Consider the following 20457-nt stretch of genomic DNA (forward strand, 5'->3'; position numbering starts at 1 on the left):
CTCAACTCCCTCTATATAATATCCGCATAGATGCGGTTTTCAGCTTTTGTGAAGATTACCTCAGCAGGAAATAAATCTTCTCCTGTATTTGCCATTGAAACCAGCGTCATTGCCCATTCGTTCATCTGTACAGGCAGCCTATAACATAGATTTTCAGGTGATGCCTCAACAGTGACTAATGGGATGCCGCCCTTTGCAATACCGACAGAAAGAACTACAAAGGCGTTTTTTCCTTTGGTGAGTTCCAGAATGGGTTGTCTGTCTACATCGTGATAAACTTTTGCGCCGCGTCGATTCCTAAAAAAATCCTTTTCTTGATCTTTCACCGGCTCAACAGGCAGCTTGTTTTTCATCTGCTCAAAATGGGTTTCAAGTCTTTGGCAGATGCAGCTATTACAATACTCCGGTTGCATATCAAAGTCTTGTTCGATGTCTTTAGCTGAATTGAAAAGATTCATGAAATCCAGCAGTCCCAAAAAGCTTACAAGGTCATCTGAATAATTACCGGCATAGACCTTATACCAATCATTGTTGATCTCGAACACGATATGATAAAGCTGCTTGTATAGCTGTAACTGCCCATCGGTTAGTCTGAACCATTCTTTGCTAAGAAGAGTCTTCGCAATGCGGGGACTGTCCTGCGTCGGTGTCAAGGAATGGTATAGCGATTTCATCAGTTTGCCGATAATTCCTACCAGCATATCAGCCATTCTAATTCCAAAGTGGTCTATCGAGTCTGCCTCTTCGCAATTCTTCAAACTGGCTTCTTTCGCGGCAATGAGAGTTTTGCTTTCGGCTCCTGCTTCACCTTCCTTGTCAAGCAAGACTGAATAATCAAGAATGCCCTTGCTGCTCAGGAAATTTCCAAACCCGACGAACTGCGAATGGTAGTCCCAAGCGAGGGACTGCGGAACATCGACGTTATTCAGTACATAAAGGACGGCTTCAAATGCCGTGTTTTCCTGCGCCTTCAATTCGCGGTTTTTTTTGTTGCGCCTAATCCGGTTCGTCAAGAATGTCATTAACGCAGCTACAAACTCTGCTGGGCTTTTATACAGGCTTTCAATTACCTCTCTGGGTCGGTATGTAACTATCGCTTTGACTATTGAGTAGCGTGCAGCGTCCATATCAAAGAAGACGCTATTGCGATAGCCTTTGAAAATCTGGGTGATAACGTATTCGATTTTGCTTGCACAGAACAGATAGATATAGCTGTTCTCATCAAAGATGGAGAAGAAAGCTCCAAGCAGCTTTACATTTGCTTCGTTGAGAGAGGCAAATCCATGAACTAACTGCTTCGGCTTTATCGTTCCGCTTTTCAGCTCTCCTTTTTTCTTCCTATCAGCGTATTTTTCTTCAAAAGCATGATAACGCTGTTCAAAAGCTGTTTCGTGATCGCTGCGCCACCCGATAATAGCTGCCAGAAAACCATCATAATATGTCTCACCAGTAACGGTTGAGAGATTGATGACCCTGCTATGCTCAGACTCATCGTAGTAAAAGCAGTATTTCATCTCATCCCTCCTAACGTAAACGATAATTTAGAGCAGCAAGCGCAAGCAATATATCATGAGCGTTTTGAGACTGTTTCGCCTAATGATTTGCCTTCCGACTGGCGTATTGTAACTCTTGGAGAGGTTGCGACGATCTCAAATAAGAGTTTCAACCCACTGAAAGAGCCTGAGATACTGCTTGAGCATTATAGCATTCCAGCTTTTGATGAGGCGAGGTTTCCGGTCTTTGAGCTATCCACATCCATCAAGAGCAATAAATTCATCATTGATGCCTCGTGCTTCATGATCTCAAAACTCAACCCAACAACGAAGCGTGTTTGGAAGCCGTATTGTCTGACCGGGAATGCAGTATGCTCTACGGAGTTCATCGTCTATAAAGCAAAGGATCAATCTATTACGGATTTCCTGTACTCAGTCATAGACAGCGGCTCCTTTTCCGACTTTATGTGTAGTCATGTTACTGGCTCAACGGGCAGTAGACAAAGAACAACACCGTCGGACACGCTCTCTTATGAGTTAATTCTTCCTTCGGAGGACGAGCTGGCAGAGTTTCAGTCTCTCGTTTCACCGATGTACGCTCAAATGCGGATTAACGCCATTGAAAACGACAAGCTCAAACGACTTCGGGATAGTCTTTTACCCAAGCTGATGTCCGGCGAGATTGATGTCTCTTCTGTTCATCTCTAAGCCTCTAAATTATCGTTTATCCTTTCGTTGTTTTCAATTTTGGTATCAAGGCTATCCAGCACAGCAGCAATTCGGTTTTGGTAGCTGACATCTAAGGGAATGCGTACCTTAACAGCCCTCATCGTTTTTCCTGATACTTCCTTAAAGGTGGTTCCGCTTCCCATCGCTTCGATAGCGTCCTTGTTGTACTTCAAAAGGTAGTAAACAAATAGCGGATCAGCTTTTTCATTTACGACAATACTCTTGAATCCCTGATTGGTACAAACACTTTGAGAAGCGATTGCGACGTAACCAATGGGAGCGCGTGATGTGAAGAGAACAGCATCTTTCGGCATCATTTGTGCAGAACATGACGCAAGTCCCTTTTCGGTTATATTTCTTTCCCCGCTGGTTATGTATCTTCCTTTGAAAGAAGATAGGTCTTTGGGCGTTATCCACGGAATACTGCCTCCGTAGTAGTCTTCACATTTTGTAGATGGGGTTGCCCCACCAACTATTTCTCCTAATTTATCAAGAGTACACTCAATCCATTCTGTCATGCGGTACACCATCCTATCCGATGTATTTTCTATGTGCCAGCTTCACATTCTGTTGTTTCACCATTGCATAGTGCATGGTGGTGTCGATTTTCTGATGCCCTAAGAGCTGCTGGACTTGCTCTATGGGCATTCCTTTGTCTATGGCAGTTGTAGCCAGTGTACGCCTGAACTTGTGAGGGTGAACCTTCGGGATATTCAGACGCTTTCCCAGCTCCCGAAGGCGTGTCTCCACTCCGCCAATCATCAATCGGTCAAAGGGAGCTTTCAGGGAAACAAACAAAGCTGGGTTTTCATCTGTTCGCCCCTCAAGATAGTTTTGAAGGTGGATCTTCGTCCTTGCATCGAAGTAGACCAATCGTTCTTTATTGCCCTTGCCGATAACCACGCATTCGCGTTCGTTGAAGTTGATGTCTTCGCGGTTTAGCGTGACCAGTTCTCCAACACGCATTCCGGACGAAGCCAGAAGATCAACCATAGCCAAATCACGCGCCGTTGTACAGTTGTCGCGCATCAGCTCCAACGCTTCATCGGTGTAGGTGTCCTTAACAACCTTTGCGGTTTTCACCTTATGAATCCGTCGCACCGGACTTTTCACGATGAAGTCCTCATCCTCAAGCCAAGAGAAGAAACTGGACAGGATCCGGCGGATGTTGTCTATGGTCACTTTACTCGACCTTCGCTGAACCTGATAGTTGGTTAGATAGCGGCGCAAATCATCTGTGGTGACCTGTTGCACAGCCTTTCCGACTCCGGCAATCAGAGATTCAATCGTCTTCCGGTAGTAGCTCAGGGTTTTCTCTGAGCAGCCTTCGATCCGTTTTGCCGTGATAAATGCTTCGACTGCATCTGTTTCTTCTGCTGGAATTGAGCCACTATCATAGGTGATCGTTGCCCCTTCCAATGTCTCAGCCATTGCATCCCGAAGGTGCATGAGCTGTTCGTTATTGAGATATGGCAGCATTTTTCGCTGTATCTCCGTGATGAGTTGTTCTGTCATTGTCGTGTCTCCTTTCGAGGTAAGAGAACGACATTCAGTGGCAGTCCCTTTTGTAAAACTCTCGCCACTGGTGAGAGTTATTCAGACGGTAAACGATAATTTAGCGGCTTAGAGCTGGATGTCAGAAACATCAATCTCGCCGGACATGAGTTTCGGCAATAGCGCGTCACGCACTTCGGCAAGTTTGGTATTCTCGTCTTCGTTTGCCCAGATTTGCTCAAAAAGTGGAGTGACAGTTTCCGTAAAAGAGTCCATTGTGTTTTTGTCAGGAATGATGATCTCAGTTTTGCGGAAATCAGGAACCGTTAATTGTTGCTGAGTTGTACCAGTTCCGGTTATGTGAAGCTGGCGTAAATATAAATACAGATATTTCGCGCTAAGCACCTTTGTGTCAGGAATCAGCGTTACCAAACGAACAATCGGAACATAGGGGGTATGTCTCAAGCATACATAACCAATCGTACCTCTGGCAGAAACCGTAACACTTTCAACTTTGATCTTCGGATCGTTGGTGTAACCGTACAAGCCGTAGTCATTTATACCATTCGAGTAAATGGGATATGGACACAAAGGTGTTTTAACCGGAGAAGATTCCTTCGGTTTATCGCCGCCAGCGCCCATTTCAGTAGCATCGCCAAGCGTGCTTATAGTCCAATTAGGCGGCATTGTCCCGTCAAACGGTGTGAGGTCTACGAACAATGCTTTGAAAAGTGTTGCTGCTTGCTGATGTAAATTATCGTTTAGCTGTTCGTTTACAATCAACTTCCTATCAATAGATTCAAGTGTGCCTACGATGGCGTTCTGCTCATCAAATGAAACGGGGTAGTTGATCATAATTTCATCTAACAGGCGGTCACGGTTTAGTTCAGTTTGTCCCGTAGAGCCTTCATCCAACTGCAAGACTTCCCATTGGTGCGCTTTAAGAGCATAACCAAGGAACTTCTGCGTTACCTTTCCGTTTGAACGGATAAGGATCATGTGTCCGTCTATTGTAGTTGCGGATGGAACATCTTCAATTTGCGCAATTCTCCCAGCAGTTCCCGCGCCTGTCGAATTGATCAGAATATCATCAGGTTTGACATATCGTTCAGGAGGGACTTTCTTTTTCAGGGTATCATGCAACCTTGAATCTCCATAGCTTATTCGGAAATTCCGATTGCACTTTTGATTGAGAACTCTAATGGTTGTCTCGGATGCTTCTTCTGCATACGAAGGAGCAATTCCTTTGGAAATATACCCAACCAGCTCTCTTAACGGTACCTCATGCCACTCAGATGTCATATCCAATCGCCCCCAGTCGTTCTTTGATCTGAGCTTCAAGTTCATGAGACTTAGTGAAAAGCTCAGACAGTTCAGAAGTCAGGCGTCCCATTTTCTCTTCAAACGGCTCACCGTCATCTTCCTGTTCCTCAATGCCAACATAGCGTCCCGGAGTGAGAATGTAATCCTGCTTTGCAATGTCCTGCGTAGTAACAACCGCACAGAAGCCCTTTTCATCTTCAAGTGTTCCTTCAACAAAGGCGTTGTAGGTGTCAGCGATTTTCTTGATGTCTTCATCCGTCAGCTCACGCAGCTTCCGCGTAACCATAGTGCCGAGCTTCCGTGCGTCGATGAATAGCGTCTTGCCCTTCTGCTTCTTGTTCTTTGCAAGGAACCAAAGTGATACCGGAATCTGCGTCGTGTAGAATAACTGCGTCGGCATTGCGACGATACAGTCTACAAGGTCAGCGTTAATAATGTTTTTGCGGATTTCGCCTTCACCGCCGGACTGCGAGGAAAGCGAACCATTTGCAAGCACCATACCGATACGTCCATTCGGGGCGAGATGCCAGATCATGTGCTGCAACCATGCAAAGTTGGCGTTGCCAGCAGGAGGCGTACCATACTGCCAACGGACATCATCAACGAGTTTATCTGCACCCCAGCCGGAGAGATTGAAGGGCGGATTTGCCATAATGAAGTCTGCCTTGAGCTGAGGGTGGCAATCGTTAAAGAACGTGTCCGCATTAAACTTGCCGAGGTCGGCTTCAATACCGCGAATGGCAAGATTCATCTGCGCCATCTTCCATGTGGTCGGGTTGGAGTCCTGACCAAAAACGGAAATCTTGTTGATGTTGCCGCCGTGATTCTCGATGAACTTTGCGGACTGAACAAACATACCGCCAGAGCCGCAGCACGGGTCATAAACACGTCCATTAAACGGCTGCAACACCTCAACAAGGGTACGCACAACACAAGAGGGAGTATAGAACTCACCAGCAAGTTTGCCTTCTTGCTCGGCAAACTTGGAGAGGCAATATTCGTATGTGCGACCAAGAATGTCCTTGCTGTTTCCATGCTCGATCATCTGAATATTGGTGAAGAGATCAACCACTTCACCAAGACGCCGCTTGTCCAGCTCTGGACGGGCGAAGTTCTTAGGAAGAATATCTTTGAGACGCTTGTTTTCTTTCTCAATACTGCGCATTGCATCATCAATCACCGTGCCAATTTCCGGCGTGTGAGCGGCAGCAGCAATCGCGCTCCATCGTGCATTCTCAGGGACAAAGAAGATGTTTTCGGCAGTGTATTCGTCCTGGTCTTCTTCAAATCCATCGCCTTCTTCAACCAGTTCCTTGTACTTTGCCTCGAAGCGATCAGAAATGTATTTCAAGAAAATCAATCCGAGGACGACGGACTTGTATTCGGATGCGTCGATGTTTCCGCGCAGAACGCAAGCCGCGTCCCAGATTTGTTTTTCAAAGCCGATATTGCTTGTGTTATTCTCAGCCATTTCAGCAACCTCCAAAGTTATAGTTTCACACTTACTATTCTACAAAAAGAGCTGTACGAAAAACCGGACTCAGTTCTTGTCCGTTCGCACAGCCTCACATATATCTCCGATGTCACAGTTCAAGTAATCACAAATGCGCAGCAAAATAGAGAGGGACACTTCTTCCCCCTTATTCAGTTTTGTCCATGTTCCGGCAGACAGCCCTACCTCATGTCGTAGAGAAGCCCTCTTTATGTCGCGTTCCAGAAGAAGCATCCATAGTTTCTTATAGCTTATGCGCACGGCAACCATCCTTTCGCTTGCTTGCATTCAACATCGTTTCTAATATTATACCGGATTTCATTCTCAAAAGCAATCCGTTGATGCAGAAATTAAAGAAAAAGTTTCAACTTCTCGAACCTTCTCTCAAGGATGCAGGGCATCTCCGGTCAACAGAAGATGCCCTGCTTTTGAAGAGATTATTCGCGCTGTGTGCTGCGCAGATGATCACGGTCATGGTCAACAGAAGGAGCGAGAAACGTATCAACATTAGACTTGATCGTCTCTATTTGCTTTACTTCTTTTTTGAGCTTCGCACGTTCATCATAGAGCCGCTGCTGCTCTTCAAGAAGTCGCTGCTGTTCCGCTTGCAGTGTCTTCATGCTCGGCAGTTTTTCATCGCCCTGCATGGCAAGTAATGTGCTTCTCGCTGCCTCAAAGATCACAAGCTCGGCTTCGTGCTTTGCTTTGAAACCCGGCTTGTCTTTTGCCTTCTGGAAGGCGTCATATACAGGCTTGAGCCGCTGGTAGTTGGAGATGTTTTTGATAAGCGGCTGGATTTCCCGCAGACGTGCTTCAACGCCTTTCAGTTCCTTGCCGGTACGGTCATAGGAGCTGTGAACATCCTCGACCTTCTTCTCAAGATCGGCGTATTGGAGCAAGTTGTTTTCCGTGAGATAGTTGAGTGTCCGTGCCGCTTCCTTGAGGATCGTGAGCTTGGCTTTATACTCATAGCCCTTGCTGTCGATAAGTCTGATCCGCTCCTGAATATCTCCGATGAGAGAGATGCCCTTCGGCACAGTCTGCCTCCGGTTTCTGCGCGGCGTCCGTCCGGCAATCCGCTCCTTGATGCGTTCCTCGGTGTAGTTCTCTCCGATGGTTTTAGACCGGGTAAACCGCTCCTGTCCTTCAGCGCGAAAGGAGATATATTTGCCGGTCTTGATTTCATAACCAGCTTCCTGCATGAGCCGCAGAAAATCATCGTAATCCTTCGCTGTAATGACAAGCCGGTCGATGGTCTGCTTGAGTTTCTGCTTCCAGCTCGTGCCGCGTTTGGCTTCGGTGTACTCCTTGTAGCCCATGCCTTTGTTCTGAGAGGGAGGGATAACAGAGAGACCGTTTTCCTTACAGAGCCGGTCGCTGACCTCGCGCATATCATAGTAAATCCGCTTGTAGCTCTTGTATGCGTGGTAGTCCACAAAGTCAACCGCATTGAAAATCAGATGGTTATGAACATGGTCTTTGTCAATGTGAGTGGTCAGCACATACTCATATTTTCCTCCGAGGATTTCGTCTGCAAACTGCTTGCCGATCTCGTGGGCAAGCTCCGGTGTGACCTCTCCAATTTCAAAGGACTGGATCACATGACGAGCTATGATCCTGACCGGATTCATCCCTTTTTGCTCGGCTATTTTCCGCGTCCACTCAAATTCCCGCGCTGCGGTCTCGCTGGCACAGCCGTAGGACGAGACCAGCAGCTTCTCATCGGTCTTTTCGGGATTCAGAATGTACGCGATTGCCTTGCTCAAAGTTCCTCGGATTGCTTTGATTTTAGTAACTGCCATACCGCGTCCATCTTTTCTTTCAGCTCGTCAATATCGTCCTGATAGAATCGTCCCGTCGAGTTGATCCTGCGGCAGACGGTATTGATGTTCACGCCGATCTTGTTGATTTCGGCGGCGAGCTTTTTCTGCTCTGTGTAGTCCACAACGATGATGTAGCCGTCGATCAGCATCTTCCTTGCATACGCACCGAAGTTCTCCGTGCCGATCATCTCCATCTTCTTTGCAATCGTCCGTTCTTCCTGTGGTGTCAGCCAAATCTTCTTCTGAATGTCTCGTGTTCTTCGTACCATGCTGCGCCCTCCGTCGTAAAGATTAGAAGGGTTTGGGACTATCCCAACAAGCAAAAATCTGATGTTAAGGGCAGGATCTCCTTAATTGATTTTTCTCCGGTGGGTACTCACCGGATTTGCTTGCTAATCTCCCAAAATCGTATTCCCCGAAGATTCCTCCGTGAAATGTCCCTTCACTTTACAACGGACACAAAAAGGGCGTTTGTTGAGTACCGGATTTCAAAAAAGTCAAAAAATCATTGGATTTCCCATGTGAAAGCCACTGTGTCTGTCACATCAATATCAACCGGCTCAATCTCAGGTGCGGCGCACTTGCTCATCGCCATGAGAGGCTGAATGCAGTCTTCGACCTCGTAGCTCGTTCTGGAATACACATTGAGTTCGCCCCAGTTGTAGTCGATGTTGAGCAACTGCCCAAGCGTACTGTTTGATGCTTTGCAAAGAATCTCCGCCTTTGCTCTGGCGTTCTCCGTCGCATTGATCAGCAGCTCTTCGCTGACTCTTGCCGGGTTTTTCACGGTGAACGCAATGCTGAGTTCTGGTTGCGCCCCACAATCCGCAATCGCAGAAATGACCTTTGCAAGCTGCTTGCTGTCAAAGTCAAAGGCAAGTTTCAAGCGATAGCTGCAAGCATATCCGGCAAACTCCCGCTTGTAATTTCCTTGCCGATCCTTGACATTCTCGTACCTTGTCTGGACATCAAAGCTCGTGGTTTTCAGGTCTTCCTTGCGAAACCCAACGCGGACTGCGGCACCTTGCAGTCTTTCGATTCTCTCGGCAGCTTCCGACATTGCGCGGTCATAGGTTTCAGATAAGACTTCAATGTTCAGGGATAGGATGATGTAATCCGGTCTTGCGGAGACATTGCCTGTCCCTTTTACGGTGATTATTCTCATTACTTTCTCCCGTCCTTTCTGGAATTGTAGTCCTCATCAATACGTTTTTTCCAATTCGTACCCAGCGGTGCGCTGCATCGGACAGCGGAAACCGCTTCGCTCAGAACTTCATAGTTGAGTTGCGTTCCCTCGCGGTCAGAGTGGTAATTGACCGCTCGATCTGCTCCAATTCCAAAATGCTTTGCCGTCTCAACTGCATCAATGTTTGCACCGAGGAAAAGAAACTCCCAGCCGTACTTTCCCTTCTGTCGCTCAATCATCTTCTTGACCTTCTCGCTGTCATAACGGCGGCTTGCATTCTCCATGCCATCCGTTGTGATGACGAACAGTGTGTGTTCAGGGACATCCTCTTTTCTTGCGTACTTATGGACATTCCCAATGTGATGAATCGCTCCGCCGATAGCATCCAGAAGCGCGGTGCAGCCGCGAACGGAATAGTCTCTGTCGGTCATCGGATCCACCTTCTGAACCGGCACACGGTCATGGATAACCTCGCTCACGTTGTCAAAGAGAACGGTAGAGATCAATGCCTCGCCATTCTCTTTTTTCTGCTTTTCAATCATGGAGTTGAATCCTCCGATGGTGTCTGTTTCCAGTCCGCTCATAGAGCCGCTGCGATCAAGGATGAATACGATCTCCGTCAAGTTCTTTCTCATGTTTTGTACCTCCGTATATAAAAATATGACTGCTTGGTGTCTCACCTTACAGTCATATTGTACTTCGGTATTCACTTCATTTGGTCGCATGGCAAGCGACATTATTCTAAAGAAAAGAACAGCTCTCCGTCAATGCTTAGGATGTCATCCATCGGAATCTTCGTGCCGTCCTGCATGGTAATCAGGCGCTCAAAGTCATTAACCTTTATGACTGCGCCGGTTGCAGTTACATACGCACCGCCAGCTTTGCGCTCATCAGGTTTGAAGTAGGTTATTTCAACCTCCGGCTCTTCATCAAGGGCATCCATGAGAAGCTGATACCTCATGTTCAAAGCGGTCAAGGCTCCCTCATCAAGCTCAATCCTTTCGTCGGTCAGACGTCCGGTTTCCTTGATTGCAGAATCATAGCCGGTGAGGGCGGCAAAGGGCGCAAACTGCGCTGCACGATCTGACATCGGCATTTGTGGTCGCGTTTTGGAAACGTGGTGAGGAAGTCCCATGATCTCGTCGTATTTTCCGTTCACGCCTTATGCCCTCCAATCTGCGCATTGCGGTCTTTCGCGGTTGCACCTTCTTCAAGATTCATTGCCTTGAGGATGGCGTTCTTTCCATACTTCTTCTTGATGGCAAGCGTGGCGGCTTGTATCTTCCGCTCACGCTCCAAAGCGGCATCTTCGGCTTTCTGTTTTTCCTCTTCGGCGGCATAGTCGGTAAAGAGGTCAAGCTGGACAGCACCGTCATTTTTCTTCGGCGCGTCCGCTTCCGGCAGGACATGATTTGCTACAACATACATACGGCGGACAAGCAGATTCTTGTCCACGATCCGGTCAAACAGTTCTGACACAGCACACATTATTTTGCGGGTAGATGATGTGTGACCGTCGAGGTTGATAGACCCGTGCGCCTGTTTGGGAATCTCCCGACCGTAGAGGTCTTTCTCCACCGCACCGTGATACTTTGCCCGTCGTGCCGGATCGGTCAGGTTCTCAATGTCGTAGCCAACCGTGAGAACCATCTGATCGGTGACAAGTCCCTTGTCCACCAAGTCCAGCACAAGCAAGTCTGTCATTTCCCGGACAACCAGCCTTGCTTTCTCCGGCTCGTATGGGCAGTGCAATACCTGACCGGAGCTGAGGCTGTTGGAGCTGGGACGGTACGCCTTGATTGCTTTAATGGTCGTAGGCTCCCAGCCCCACGCATGGTCAATGAGTAGTTCCGCATTCTTGCCGAACAGCTTATAAAGCAAGTCCTCGTTCCGCTCTGAACAAAGGGCAACATCGCCCATGGTGAACATCCCGTTCTGCTCAAGTTTCTTGGCAATGCCCCGACCCACGCGCCAGAAGTCCGTGAGGGGCTGATGAGACCAAAGCTCACGCCGGAACTTCGTCTCATCCAGCTCTGCAATGCGGACGCCGTTTTTGTCGGCGGGGATGTGCTTCGCCACAATATCCATTGCCACTTTGCAGAGGAAAAGATTCGTGCCGATTCCTGCGGTTGCTGTGATGCCGGTTGTTTCAAGCACATCGAGGATGATCTTCATGGCGAGATCATGGGCGGAGAGTTTGTAGGTGTTCAGGTAGTCCGTCACGTCCATGAACACCTCGTCGATGGAGTAGACCACAATATCTTCCGGGGCAATATACTTGAGATAAACCTGATAGATGCGGGTGCTGTATTCCATGTAGTACGCCATCCGAGGCGGCGCGATGATGAAGTCAATCGCCAGAGAAGGGTCTGCTTGCAGCTCCGAGAAGAAGTGTGATGTACCGTCCAGCCTGTGTCCCGGCGCATCGTGCTGCCGTCCGGCATTTGCTTCCTTCACACGCTGCTTGACTTCAAACAGCCGCCCGCGTCCGGAGATACCGTAGCTCTTGAGGGAGGGCGTGACGGCAAGGCAGATGGTCTTATCGGTACGGCTTTCATCCGCAACAACAAGGTTTGTGTCCAGAGGATCTAAGCCGCGCTCCCGGCACTCCACGGAGGCGTAGAAGGATTTCAGGTCGATTGCGATGTAAGTGTGTTGTTTCACCTTCTTTGCCTCCGCTTTCTTCTTAGATCAGCCCTAATGACATTTCATTGGAGCTTTTAATGTTGAATACGATACGCCATTCAATATCACCCTCCACCGGTTCAAAGTGTAGAGAGGAACAAACTGCATGAAGTTTTTCTTTTGAGCTGTCTCCACACACGATTGCGATTGGACCGTCCGCTCCGCCGATAATGCCGATACAAGCAATATCGTTTCGTGCCTCTGGTGCATAGCGGTCAGAGCATGGCGCAATTTCCAAAGGCTTGTCCCCCTCAGCGCAATCACAGATCGTAACATCGCTGTCAGGTTCAGGAGAAAGTGTATAGCTCATAGCAGTAAAATGCGTAGGATAAAACCAGCGGTCAGAACCGTAACGCTTTTCGGAAATTGTCTGCTGCTCTAATTCCTGTACAGTCAATGTGTATTTTTTTCCACTGACCGGATGGAGGAAAGAAAACGAATCACCGGGAGCGTGTGCCTTGAAATGTGGTCCCGGGACACGACACGACTGCTGCTCCATTGTAAGGGAGAGGGCTTTTATTTCAGGACGGCGTTTGCTTGTCCACGGAAAAGTTGCCCGAAAAATCATCCATCCATAGGATGTATCCAAATCATAGTGTTCCAATGCCCACTTTGCTTCCGCTTCATTGATCACCCCGTCTGGCAAACATGGATTAAAGACCACGGAACAGCCGTGGGAGGTCAGCATTGTTTTCCCGTTCAATTCCAAACGAGGAATAAAGTCAAGGCAAAGTGGATTGTCTAAATCTATCTGCATTTGCTGCTCCTGCGTGAAGTATTCGCAGGAGTCGTTTTCGGGGTGTAAATCCCATTTAGTTATGAACTTGCGAATGTCTTCTTCCGGGGTACGCATACAAAAGTCCATGACGAGTCCCTTGCTGCAAGAATACGCCGCAGGAATAACCCAATGATGCCTCGCCCAGTCAAATTGCTTATTCAACCGGATTTCCGTTCCGGCATGGTCTTTTCCCGAATGTCCCCAGAAGTTTCCCTCAAAGTAGACCTTCCACTCAGGCATGGTCGGTTCTGCTTCTGGGTTCATATCAACATCATAATAGTCCTCGGTGTACTTGATCTTACTATAATCAAAAGATGCTTGCAGCTTTTTGATGTATACCCACGGCTGTTCCATAGGCGTCAATTTCATTTTCTCAGCAAGCTCTGATAGCGTTCTTTGCTGATCCTGCGTTGGAGGGTTGTCCTGCAAAAAGGCTTCAAACTGGGCTTTATCCCACATCCACGCCTGTTCCAGCGCTGCCGAATCACTGCAAGCAAGGAGCAACCTCAGAAAGTCTTCAAAATCGTTTGCCAGCGGATGAACAAAATCCGGAGCCGAGTTCATGGGACTGACGGAAAATACCATACCGCCAAAGTCTCGAACAAAGCAGAAGTGGATGCCGTCCACACCCGCCCAGCCAAAAATAGATGCACCTTTTGGCGTGCAAAAGTATGGGTTGTTATCTTCACGACGCTCCACCCCTACGGGCGAAAGGTCAATACCACTTCGCAAAAATTTCTGAAACACTTTATCCATAGACCTTATGCTCCTATTAAACTTTGGTCGAAGGCAAACAGAGCCTCGTTGATCTCAAAGACATTATAGTTCCCATGCTCCACGAAATACTCCACGATGATGTCAAACTTGTTGGAGTGGGAGAGCGCAAAGCCAGCCTTCATGAGCATATCCTTCATTTCAACAAGCGGCAGCTCAAGGGCAATGGCAAACGCAATGACCGTGGGCTTGGAAGGCTTATAAGACTTGTCCGAGCGGATCTTCGAGAAGAGCTTCCGGTCAATATTCGCCTTCTTATAGCACTGCGCGTCCGTCATGCCGCGCTCATCAATCTTTCGCAGAAGCATCTCGGAAAAACTCTCGTCGATCTGTCCCAGCGCGTCATCAAGGGTTGCCGCCTTTTTGGGGGCAGCCGCCGCAGAGACGGGAGGCATGAGCTGTTCGATTGCCTCTTCACAAACGGATGCCTCGCAAGGCATGGGTTCTTCCATCCGGAAGGCACTCATTCTGCGCAGCCGCTCGGAACGACTATCTGTATGTTCGTCCACATAGCGGTCATCTATGTATGAAGCAATGTCGGCAAACAGCTTGCCGCTGATCTGATAGGCTTTGCGGTCGAAAATGACGATGTACACCGTCATTTCGTTTTCAAGAAGGAAACTGCTAATGGTGTCAATCGCCACTTTGAGAGCCTGATCCTTCGGATAGCCAAAGATGCCAGAGGAAATCAGCGGGAACGCAACCGACTCGCATCCGTATTTCTTCGCCAGCATAAGCGAAGTCTGATAGCAGGAGATCAGCAGTTCGCGCTCACCATGCCGCCCGTCATACCAGCGCGGACCGACAGCATGAATGACATATTTGCAGGGCAGCTTGTAGCCCTTCGTGATTTTTGCGCTCCCGGTTTTGCAGCCGTGGAGCGTTTCACATTCCGCCAGCAGTTCCGGTCCTGCAGCACGATGAATGCAGCCGTCCACACCGCCGCCACCCAGCAGCGACTCGTTGGCAGCGTTGACGATGGCGTCCACCTTCATTTTTGTGATGTCATTCCTGACAATTTGAAGCGGCATTATTCTATCCTCCGTCCTATCAAAGCGGCATCGGTGTCCGGGCGATCAGAATGACCGCCAGAATCGCGCCCACAAATGCCGCTACCCCTACGACTGCCAACACCTTTTTGTCGAGCTTCTTCTTCGCTGCCTTGCCAATCAGAGCAGTGCAAGCCATGCAGACAGCCGCAGCAACAAGCGCAATGCCCAGCGTTTCCCATAGCCAAGAAAGTTCATGTAGGATTTTCATGCGTTCATCATCTCCTGTTCGTTAAACTGGAAGTTGTTTATCCAAAATGAAATGGAATAACCATATCAAGTAAAACTGCAAGAACTATACTAATCGTTCCCATTAGCGCAGAACTCCTCAATGTGTCTCTCCTCAAAACAATAAGTCCAATAATAAAGACTATCACTTCCAAAACAGATTTTGCATTAAAATACCAGCATCCATATACAAAGCACATATTGAACAATACTGCCAAAATCAGCGCTGATAGTATAAATGCCAGTTTGCTTTTCCCCTTTGCATACCAACAGACAAAAGCCAATAATGGAGAAACAGCTGTAAATCCAAACCAAATCATCGCATAACTTCTTGGGAAAAATCCTGCAATATAGTTTGAATACAAATAGTAGCTTGCAACCATACCAACAAAGAATACAAAAACATTGATGCTTGCTCTTATTGCAGAATTGCTATAAATAGAAATACACAGTGCAATCAATATCCAGATTGCAAAACGCCCAAGAAAATTACCAATATCTAAGACTCCATTTATTGCCATAAGCACACCTGGAAGTTCAGTTTGACGAAAATCCAGATATTTTGAGAAAGTTCCCAAAGCTATTCCGAGAAACAATATCGCTATGGTATTTATAAGTTTTCTATTATTGGATATTGGATTTTCTGCATTCCTTATATCATTCAAAAAATTTATCATAATTACCCTCACAAATTCCGATTTGTCTGCCCCTTAAAGTCCAAGTCCTTCAACCCACGCCGCAAGCTCCTGATGCCCGACGCAGCCCTTGAAAACCTTGCCGTCCATCAGCTTTGCGCCTTTGCAGCTCGGCGCAAGGCGTTCGTTCGTCTTGCCAATGTCGCTTCCTCCGGAGGTTGCAAACGGGATGATCGTCTTGCCGGTCATATCATAGCTCTCAAGGAACGTATTGATAATCGTCGGCGCAACGTACCACCAGATCGGGAAGCCCACAAAAATTGCGTCGTAGTCCTTCATGTTGTCCCGCTTTATGGCAATCTCTGGACGGGAAGCAGGATCGTTCATCTCAATCGTGCTGCGGGCTTTCTTGTCCATCCAGTTCAGATCGGCTTCCGTATAAGGCACCTTCGGCTCAATCTCAAAGATGTCCGCGCCGATTGCCTCTGCCAGCGTCTCGGCAACCTTTGCGGTCACGCCGGACGCAGAAAAATACGCTACAAGTTTCTTGCTCATGGTGTTTTATCCTTTCAATATCTTCGTAATCTGCTGTGCGGACGCATCCGGCAGGATAGAGGAAAGATGCTGCATCATGCGCTCTTTGGATTCCTGCGGGTCTCGCTGATAGGCAGATGTGATAAGGTCGTACCCGAAAAGTTCTTCCGGGGTTGCATACTCCGCGACACCCCATCCATAAGGTTTTCCGTATCTGTCCTGCATATAGACGAAATCTGCGATGCAGACATAGCTCTGCATTTGCAGCCGCGTGATGCACGTCTCAAAACCGGTGTTGCCGCCCTTGCGGTAGTTCAGAGCCTCTTTCAGCCGTTTGGAAAGCATCCTGCCTTCACCGGCTATGGCTTCATAAAGCTCCTTGTCCTTGTAGGACGCCAAGCCGTCATCCCAACGGGCGTCAAAGTCATAGCCGTCACGCCGGAAGTTCGCAAAGTCCGGAATCCACTCCCGACTCACAAATCCAGCCTTCTTGTTGAAAAGTTTGCCGTAAAGACATTTGCCGCTCCGCGCAGCCGGTCCTTTCCATTCCCACGGACCATCTACATCATCCGCAAACCATAACTCAGGTGGGCAAAGTTCCTCGATGGAGAAGCCGTGAATCTCGTTCCGAAAGAAGGGCAGAAAGCCGTATTGTTCGACGGCGGCAATCAAACCATCTGCACTATGTAGTTGTCTGGCATATCTCTTTGACATTACTCCGCCTCTTCAATCACGCCATAATCAATCAGGATGTTCTTCTCCGCATACTGCGGGTAAACAACACCCATCATCTCATACTGATAACGTCTTACGCGGCGATGCTCCTGAATTGGTTCCGGTGCATACGCAGCGGTTTCACAGTGCGCATACTCCGGCATTTCCGCAAGATCATCCCGAACATCACGGATAAGCGCTTCTGCCACATCATCAATGTTCTTGCCGGTCTCCACGGCAACCAGTTCGTGCTTCCGGACTGCCTTGTCCAGATTACCGGGGGAGCGAAACAGCTTATATTTCATATCGTTGCCCGTCCTTTCTCTCTTTCGGTCTGCCTATTCTTCCTGAAATCTGTTCTTTAGGGACGCAATCATCGCTTGTGCGGCAATGCTCAGATACAAAACTCCAATTTCATAGATAAAGTCGCGGTCGATCACGATAAAGTATTCTCTAACGTGTGTAAAAACCAGTTCCAGCAAGTCCCTGTACAGCGGATCATCAAAGGGCTTGAACCGCGTAAACTTGCTTTTGGCAGCGTCCCATGTCATAGACGCTTCGCCCTCAGCACTGGTCATTGCCTCACAGAGAATCATGCTGACGCCCATTTTTCCGTTGCCGGTCAGGAGTTCTCCTTCGTAATAGCTGAGTAGGTCTTTCTTGCGTCGAAGCGGAACTACATCGCAGTTGTCATCCAGCTCAAATGCAATCAGCTCCGCAATCAGTTCCCGCCAGACCGCATAACCGGCGTTAATGGTTCCGTCCTCTTTGCGGCTGATGGTATCGTCCATGCAGTATCGCTCAAAGAAATTATCTCCGTCAATCTCGTTGCGGGTGCAGAAGATATGCGCCAGCTCATGCAGAAGAATGTGCTTCAACTCTGCCGGATGACGCGCTATGTCTGTGCGCAGAAGGATTCCGTCCGCGCCATCTCCTGTGCCGACGAATGCAGAGGCGTGAAAGTCAAAATAGCCGTCCTCTGTATATCGGTCTTCCAGCCGGTCAGGGAAATACTGCTTGCAGAACTGCTCAAAGACTTCCTGCTGGTTTTCCGTCTGAAAGCAGCGCAGTACAAGGTTGTCCTCACTGAACTCTGCCCCCAAGCGTTCGTTAAAGATGGAAGCGGCATAGAAAAGGGCTTCTTTATAGTCGTCGTTGTTCATCTAATTACTATCCTTCATCCTCATTCACCCCTCCGGTCTGACATTTTTCAGGAAGTCAGAGTGCGGTACATAAGGCAAGTTGAGCTGCCAGCCCATGCGGTTCAGTTCGTTGAGCTTGATCAGCATCAGGTTGATGTTTGTTCCCATTGCAGCCGAGAGCTGCACCACATCGTAGTCCTGCTTCATCAGGTCAATCAGCTCATCATCGTCAATGATCAGGTGTGAGGCAAACGCATTCGCCTCATATTCGTGTTTTGTGCGCATATCGAACAGCACGAACTCCGGGAGCGGTTCGTTTCCTTTGGCAAGATCACGGTGAAAGGTATCATGCCCGATCTCGTGACCGCAAACCATTTGCATGATCAGATACTCCATGTTGGAGTTCAGAAGAATATGCCGCTCTTTATGGCGGTAGGTGTACATTCCGAGCAGATCGTTCAGATTGTCAAGAAAATGGAGATGAATGCCCAGCTCACGGGCAATCTTCAAGGTATCTCTTGTTCCACAGCTTTTGACAATGCTGTTCGCCTTTTTGTATATTTCCTCGGAGCGAATTATCACGGGACCTTCACCCCTTTCATGTTGAAAACAGTCAAAGTAAATCCGTCAAGAAACCGAGACGCAGACAGTTATTCCTCTGCGTCCGTACCGGTCTTCTTGTATTTCTTCGGCGTGTATTTCTCAACATTCCGGGCTTTGGATTCCCAATATATATCCTGCAACGCCTTCATCACCGCATCCTTGTCCTGCTCAGACAGCGTACCGCCCGCAAACAAGCCGGACATCCCTTCAATCAGGTCCTTTGCCTGTTTCATGCCACGGGAGCCGTACTGCTCGGATGCCTGAACCACAAACTCTTCGTCCTCGGTCAGCAGATAGTTCACATCCACCTTGAAGTATTCCGCGATTTTTCTGTAAGCGTCCTTGGTACGGGGGAAGGAAATGCCGTTCTCGTACCGGGTAATCATACGCCTGTTGATCCCCAGTGCATCGGCTACTTCCTGCTGGGTCAGCTTCCGCTTCTCCCGTTCAGCCTTGAATTTCTCTCCAAACGTCATTTTGGTAATCACTCCTGTTCACAAAAAGTTTGCGACATCAAATTGCGCAAGTCTATTGACAAAGGCACTTGAAGTGCGTATAATAATGACTGAGCAATCCAACTACTCATAGTATATCCTGAATTGCTCATCCTGTCAAGGGGCATGAGTAGTTGTACACGAAAAAGTTACATCTTTTGAGCAGTTCAAATGGACAGGCATTTATGCTGCCGAAGATCATCCATACCGGCATACACCGGTATGAGGGAACAGGAGTGAGAAAAACGGAAATGGCTACACAGTACAGAAAAGCATACGTCCCGGTTACGCTGGATGTGGACAAGGAGGGGGCAATCCTTCCTCGCCTTATCTGGTGGGACAACGGTGTAATCTTTCAAATCGACCAGATTCTATACAAATGCCGCGCCACATCCAAAAAGGTTTGGGGCGGAGGCATCCGTTACACAGTTCAGATTCGCGGAAAGGAGTCATTTCTTTTCCACGAAGGAGACAAGTGGTTCGTCGAAGCAAAGGAGGACAACTGCTCATGATTTTATCCCAGCGCCAACTTGAAGAAATTGCAGCCTCAACAACGAAGGACTTCAACCGGTTCTTTTTCGGGGATGAGGCGGACAAGCCCGACCGATCAGCTTTGCCAACACCCATTGATCAGTTTGCAAAGAACTATCTCGGTCTTCGCGTATCATTCGCCCGTCTCTCGCCGGACGGAAGCATCTGCGGTGTCACTGCCTATGCCGACACTGAGTACAAGATCACGGAACTTGGTATTACGCGCACACTGGCTTTGAAGCGTAATCAGGTCATCTTGGACGAGAGCTTCATTCGATCCGGAAATGTGCAGCGGCTCTGCGCCAAGCGCAGATTTACCCTTGCCCACGAGTGCGCCCATCAGATTCTCTTCCAACTGGAATCGGAAGAGGTAAAGGCGTCCTGCGAAATGAAATATTCCGCACGGACAGCCTATACGCCGCGAGAGCTGAAAACCCGCGAGGACTGGAACGAGTGGCAAGCAAATGTCTTGGGCGCGGCGATCCTGCTTCCTCAAAAAGAGGTTGACCTGGCAATGCGTCGGTTTGCAGAAACGCCGCTGATCAATTACGAGGGGAGGTATTCGTATGGTGATCACTTAACGCTGCGCCTTTTCTGCCGGTTGTTCGGTGTCTCCAAGACAACGGCGTCTATCCGCCTTCGTCAGCTCGGCTACATGGTAGATCGTCCATTCAGTGAGTATGTTGACCCATTGGAGGTGTGGTAATGAAGAGAGCATCCATTAGGGTTCAGGAACCGACGCCGGAGCTG

At 48.4% G+C, this 20457-nt stretch carries 25 protein-coding genes; 3 read left to right on the forward strand and 22 right to left on the reverse strand.

Features of this window, described 5'->3' with window-relative positions:
* Nucleotides 1-11: 11 nt before the first annotated feature.
* Nucleotides 12-1514 carry a hypothetical protein gene (locus tag KJS28_RS02310; RefSeq protein WP_213541575.1) on the reverse strand — a complete coding sequence of 501 codons (1503 nt, stop codon included), beginning with the start codon at nt 1512-1514 and terminating at the stop codon, nt 12-14.
* Between KJS28_RS02310 and KJS28_RS02315 the strand changes: the two genes are divergently transcribed.
* The gene (locus KJS28_RS02315; RefSeq protein WP_213541576.1) at nt 1479-2201 is read left to right on the forward strand and encodes a restriction endonuclease subunit S domain-containing protein; all 723 of its coding nucleotides are present in this window, start codon (nt 1479-1481) and stop codon (nt 2199-2201) included. The two genes, KJS28_RS02310 and KJS28_RS02315, sit on opposite strands and share 36 nt — an antisense overlap.
* On the opposite strand, the gene KJS28_RS02320 is transcribed toward KJS28_RS02315, so the two are convergent.
* The 21 genes from KJS28_RS02320 to KJS28_RS02425 form a co-directional block, all read right to left on the reverse strand.
* Complete coding sequence (locus KJS28_RS02320) at nt 2198-2740, reverse strand: restriction endonuclease subunit S (protein WP_213541577.1); 543 nt, start codon at nt 2738-2740, stop codon at nt 2198-2200. The two genes, KJS28_RS02315 and KJS28_RS02320, sit on opposite strands and share 4 nt — an antisense overlap.
* A gap of 13 nt (nt 2741-2753) precedes the next feature.
* Nucleotides 2754-3737 carry a site-specific tyrosine recombinase/integron integrase gene (gene xerA, locus KJS28_RS02325; RefSeq protein ID WP_118564838.1) on the reverse strand — a complete coding sequence of 328 codons (984 nt, stop codon included), beginning with the start codon at nt 3735-3737 and terminating at the stop codon, nt 2754-2756.
* A gap of 108 nt (nt 3738-3845) precedes the next feature.
* A complete protein-coding gene (locus tag KJS28_RS12415) occupies nt 3846-5018 on the reverse strand; it encodes a restriction endonuclease subunit S (protein WP_228298421.1) in 1173 nt (390 codons plus the stop codon).
* On the reverse strand, nt 5008-6510 hold the full coding sequence (locus KJS28_RS02340) for a class I SAM-dependent DNA methyltransferase (protein WP_118564759.1): 1503 nt from the start codon (nt 6508-6510) through the stop codon (nt 5008-5010). Before KJS28_RS02340 ends, KJS28_RS12415 begins: the two co-directional genes overlap by 11 nt.
* 69 nt (nt 6511-6579) lie before the next feature.
* Nucleotides 6580-6819, reverse strand: a complete 240-nt coding sequence (locus KJS28_RS02345) for a helix-turn-helix domain-containing protein (protein ID WP_008982943.1) — start codon at nt 6817-6819, stop codon at nt 6580-6582.
* Nucleotides 6820-6968: 149 nt separating this feature from the next.
* The gene (locus tag KJS28_RS02350) at nt 6969-8333 is read right to left on the reverse strand and encodes a relaxase/mobilization nuclease domain-containing protein (protein WP_213541578.1); all 1365 of its coding nucleotides are present in this window, start codon (nt 8331-8333) and stop codon (nt 6969-6971) included.
* Entirely contained in the window at nt 8294-8623 is a 330-nt protein-coding gene (locus tag KJS28_RS02355; protein ID WP_005934759.1) for a plasmid mobilization protein, read from the reverse strand. The genes KJS28_RS02350 and KJS28_RS02355 overlap by 40 nt, the downstream gene beginning before the upstream one ends.
* Before the next feature lie 236 nt (nt 8624-8859).
* Nucleotides 8860-9519 carry an SIMPL domain-containing protein gene (locus KJS28_RS02360; RefSeq protein ID WP_213541579.1) on the reverse strand — a complete coding sequence of 220 codons (660 nt, stop codon included), beginning with the start codon at nt 9517-9519 and terminating at the stop codon, nt 8860-8862.
* On the reverse strand, nt 9519-10175 hold the full coding sequence (locus KJS28_RS02365; RefSeq protein WP_407701751.1) for a vWA domain-containing protein: 657 nt from the start codon (nt 10173-10175) through the stop codon (nt 9519-9521). Before KJS28_RS02365 ends, KJS28_RS02360 begins: the two co-directional genes overlap by 1 nt.
* A 101-nt stretch (nt 10176-10276) precedes the next feature.
* A complete protein-coding gene (locus KJS28_RS02370; RefSeq protein WP_213541581.1) occupies nt 10277-10699 on the reverse strand; it encodes a YolD-like family protein in 423 nt (140 codons plus the stop codon).
* Nucleotides 10696-12204, reverse strand: a complete 1509-nt coding sequence (locus KJS28_RS02375) for a Y-family DNA polymerase (protein ID WP_213541582.1) — start codon at nt 12202-12204, stop codon at nt 10696-10698. The genes KJS28_RS02370 and KJS28_RS02375 overlap by 4 nt, the downstream gene beginning before the upstream one ends.
* Nucleotides 12205-12226: 22 nt before the next feature.
* Nucleotides 12227-13759 carry a hypothetical protein gene (locus KJS28_RS02380; RefSeq protein ID WP_213541583.1) on the reverse strand — a complete coding sequence of 511 codons (1533 nt, stop codon included), beginning with the start codon at nt 13757-13759 and terminating at the stop codon, nt 12227-12229.
* A 5-nt stretch (nt 13760-13764) separates the two neighbouring features.
* On the reverse strand, nt 13765-14808 hold the full coding sequence (locus KJS28_RS02385) for an O-acetyl-ADP-ribose deacetylase (protein WP_008816148.1): 1044 nt from the start codon (nt 14806-14808) through the stop codon (nt 13765-13767).
* Between the two features lie 19 nt (nt 14809-14827).
* The gene (locus KJS28_RS02390) at nt 14828-15037 is read right to left on the reverse strand and encodes a hypothetical protein (RefSeq protein WP_008816147.1); all 210 of its coding nucleotides are present in this window, start codon (nt 15035-15037) and stop codon (nt 14828-14830) included.
* A 37-nt stretch (nt 15038-15074) separates the two neighbouring features.
* Nucleotides 15075-15731 carry a hypothetical protein gene (locus KJS28_RS02395; RefSeq protein ID WP_004851532.1) on the reverse strand — a complete coding sequence of 219 codons (657 nt, stop codon included), beginning with the start codon at nt 15729-15731 and terminating at the stop codon, nt 15075-15077.
* A 33-nt stretch (nt 15732-15764) separates the two neighbouring features.
* Nucleotides 15765-16244, reverse strand: a complete 480-nt coding sequence (locus KJS28_RS02400; protein WP_213541584.1) for a flavodoxin — start codon at nt 16242-16244, stop codon at nt 15765-15767.
* A gap of 6 nt (nt 16245-16250) precedes the next feature.
* A complete protein-coding gene (locus KJS28_RS02405) occupies nt 16251-16937 on the reverse strand; it encodes an AlkZ-related protein (protein ID WP_148336294.1) in 687 nt (228 codons plus the stop codon).
* Complete coding sequence (locus KJS28_RS02410; RefSeq protein ID WP_008816144.1) at nt 16937-17242, reverse strand: hypothetical protein; 306 nt, start codon at nt 17240-17242, stop codon at nt 16937-16939. The genes KJS28_RS02405 and KJS28_RS02410 overlap by 1 nt, the downstream gene beginning before the upstream one ends.
* Before the next feature lie 33 nt (nt 17243-17275).
* Nucleotides 17276-18100, reverse strand: coding sequence for a hypothetical protein (locus tag KJS28_RS02415; RefSeq protein ID WP_008816143.1), 825 nt, complete (start codon nt 18098-18100; stop codon nt 17276-17278).
* 24 nt (nt 18101-18124) lie between these two features.
* The gene (locus KJS28_RS02420) at nt 18125-18589 is read right to left on the reverse strand and encodes an ImmA/IrrE family metallo-endopeptidase (protein ID WP_223385148.1); all 465 of its coding nucleotides are present in this window, start codon (nt 18587-18589) and stop codon (nt 18125-18127) included.
* A gap of 140 nt (nt 18590-18729) precedes the next feature.
* The gene (locus KJS28_RS02425; protein ID WP_005934745.1) at nt 18730-19158 is read right to left on the reverse strand and encodes a helix-turn-helix domain-containing protein; all 429 of its coding nucleotides are present in this window, start codon (nt 19156-19158) and stop codon (nt 18730-18732) included.
* 203 nt (nt 19159-19361) lie between these two features.
* Between KJS28_RS02425 and KJS28_RS02430 the strand changes: the two genes are divergently transcribed.
* Nucleotides 19362-19688 (forward strand): hypothetical protein, encoded by a 327-nt coding sequence (locus tag KJS28_RS02430; RefSeq protein WP_008816142.1) that lies wholly within the window; start codon nt 19362-19364, stop codon nt 19686-19688.
* Nucleotides 19685-20413, forward strand: a complete 729-nt coding sequence (locus tag KJS28_RS02435) for an ImmA/IrrE family metallo-endopeptidase (RefSeq protein ID WP_008816141.1) — start codon at nt 19685-19687, stop codon at nt 20411-20413. The genes KJS28_RS02430 and KJS28_RS02435 overlap by 4 nt, the downstream gene beginning before the upstream one ends.
* Nucleotides 20414-20457: the final 44 nt, after the last annotated feature.

Source organism: Vescimonas coprocola, from assembly GCF_018408575.1.
Classification (GTDB): domain Bacteria; phylum Bacillota; class Clostridia; order Oscillospirales; family Oscillospiraceae; genus Vescimonas; species Vescimonas coprocola.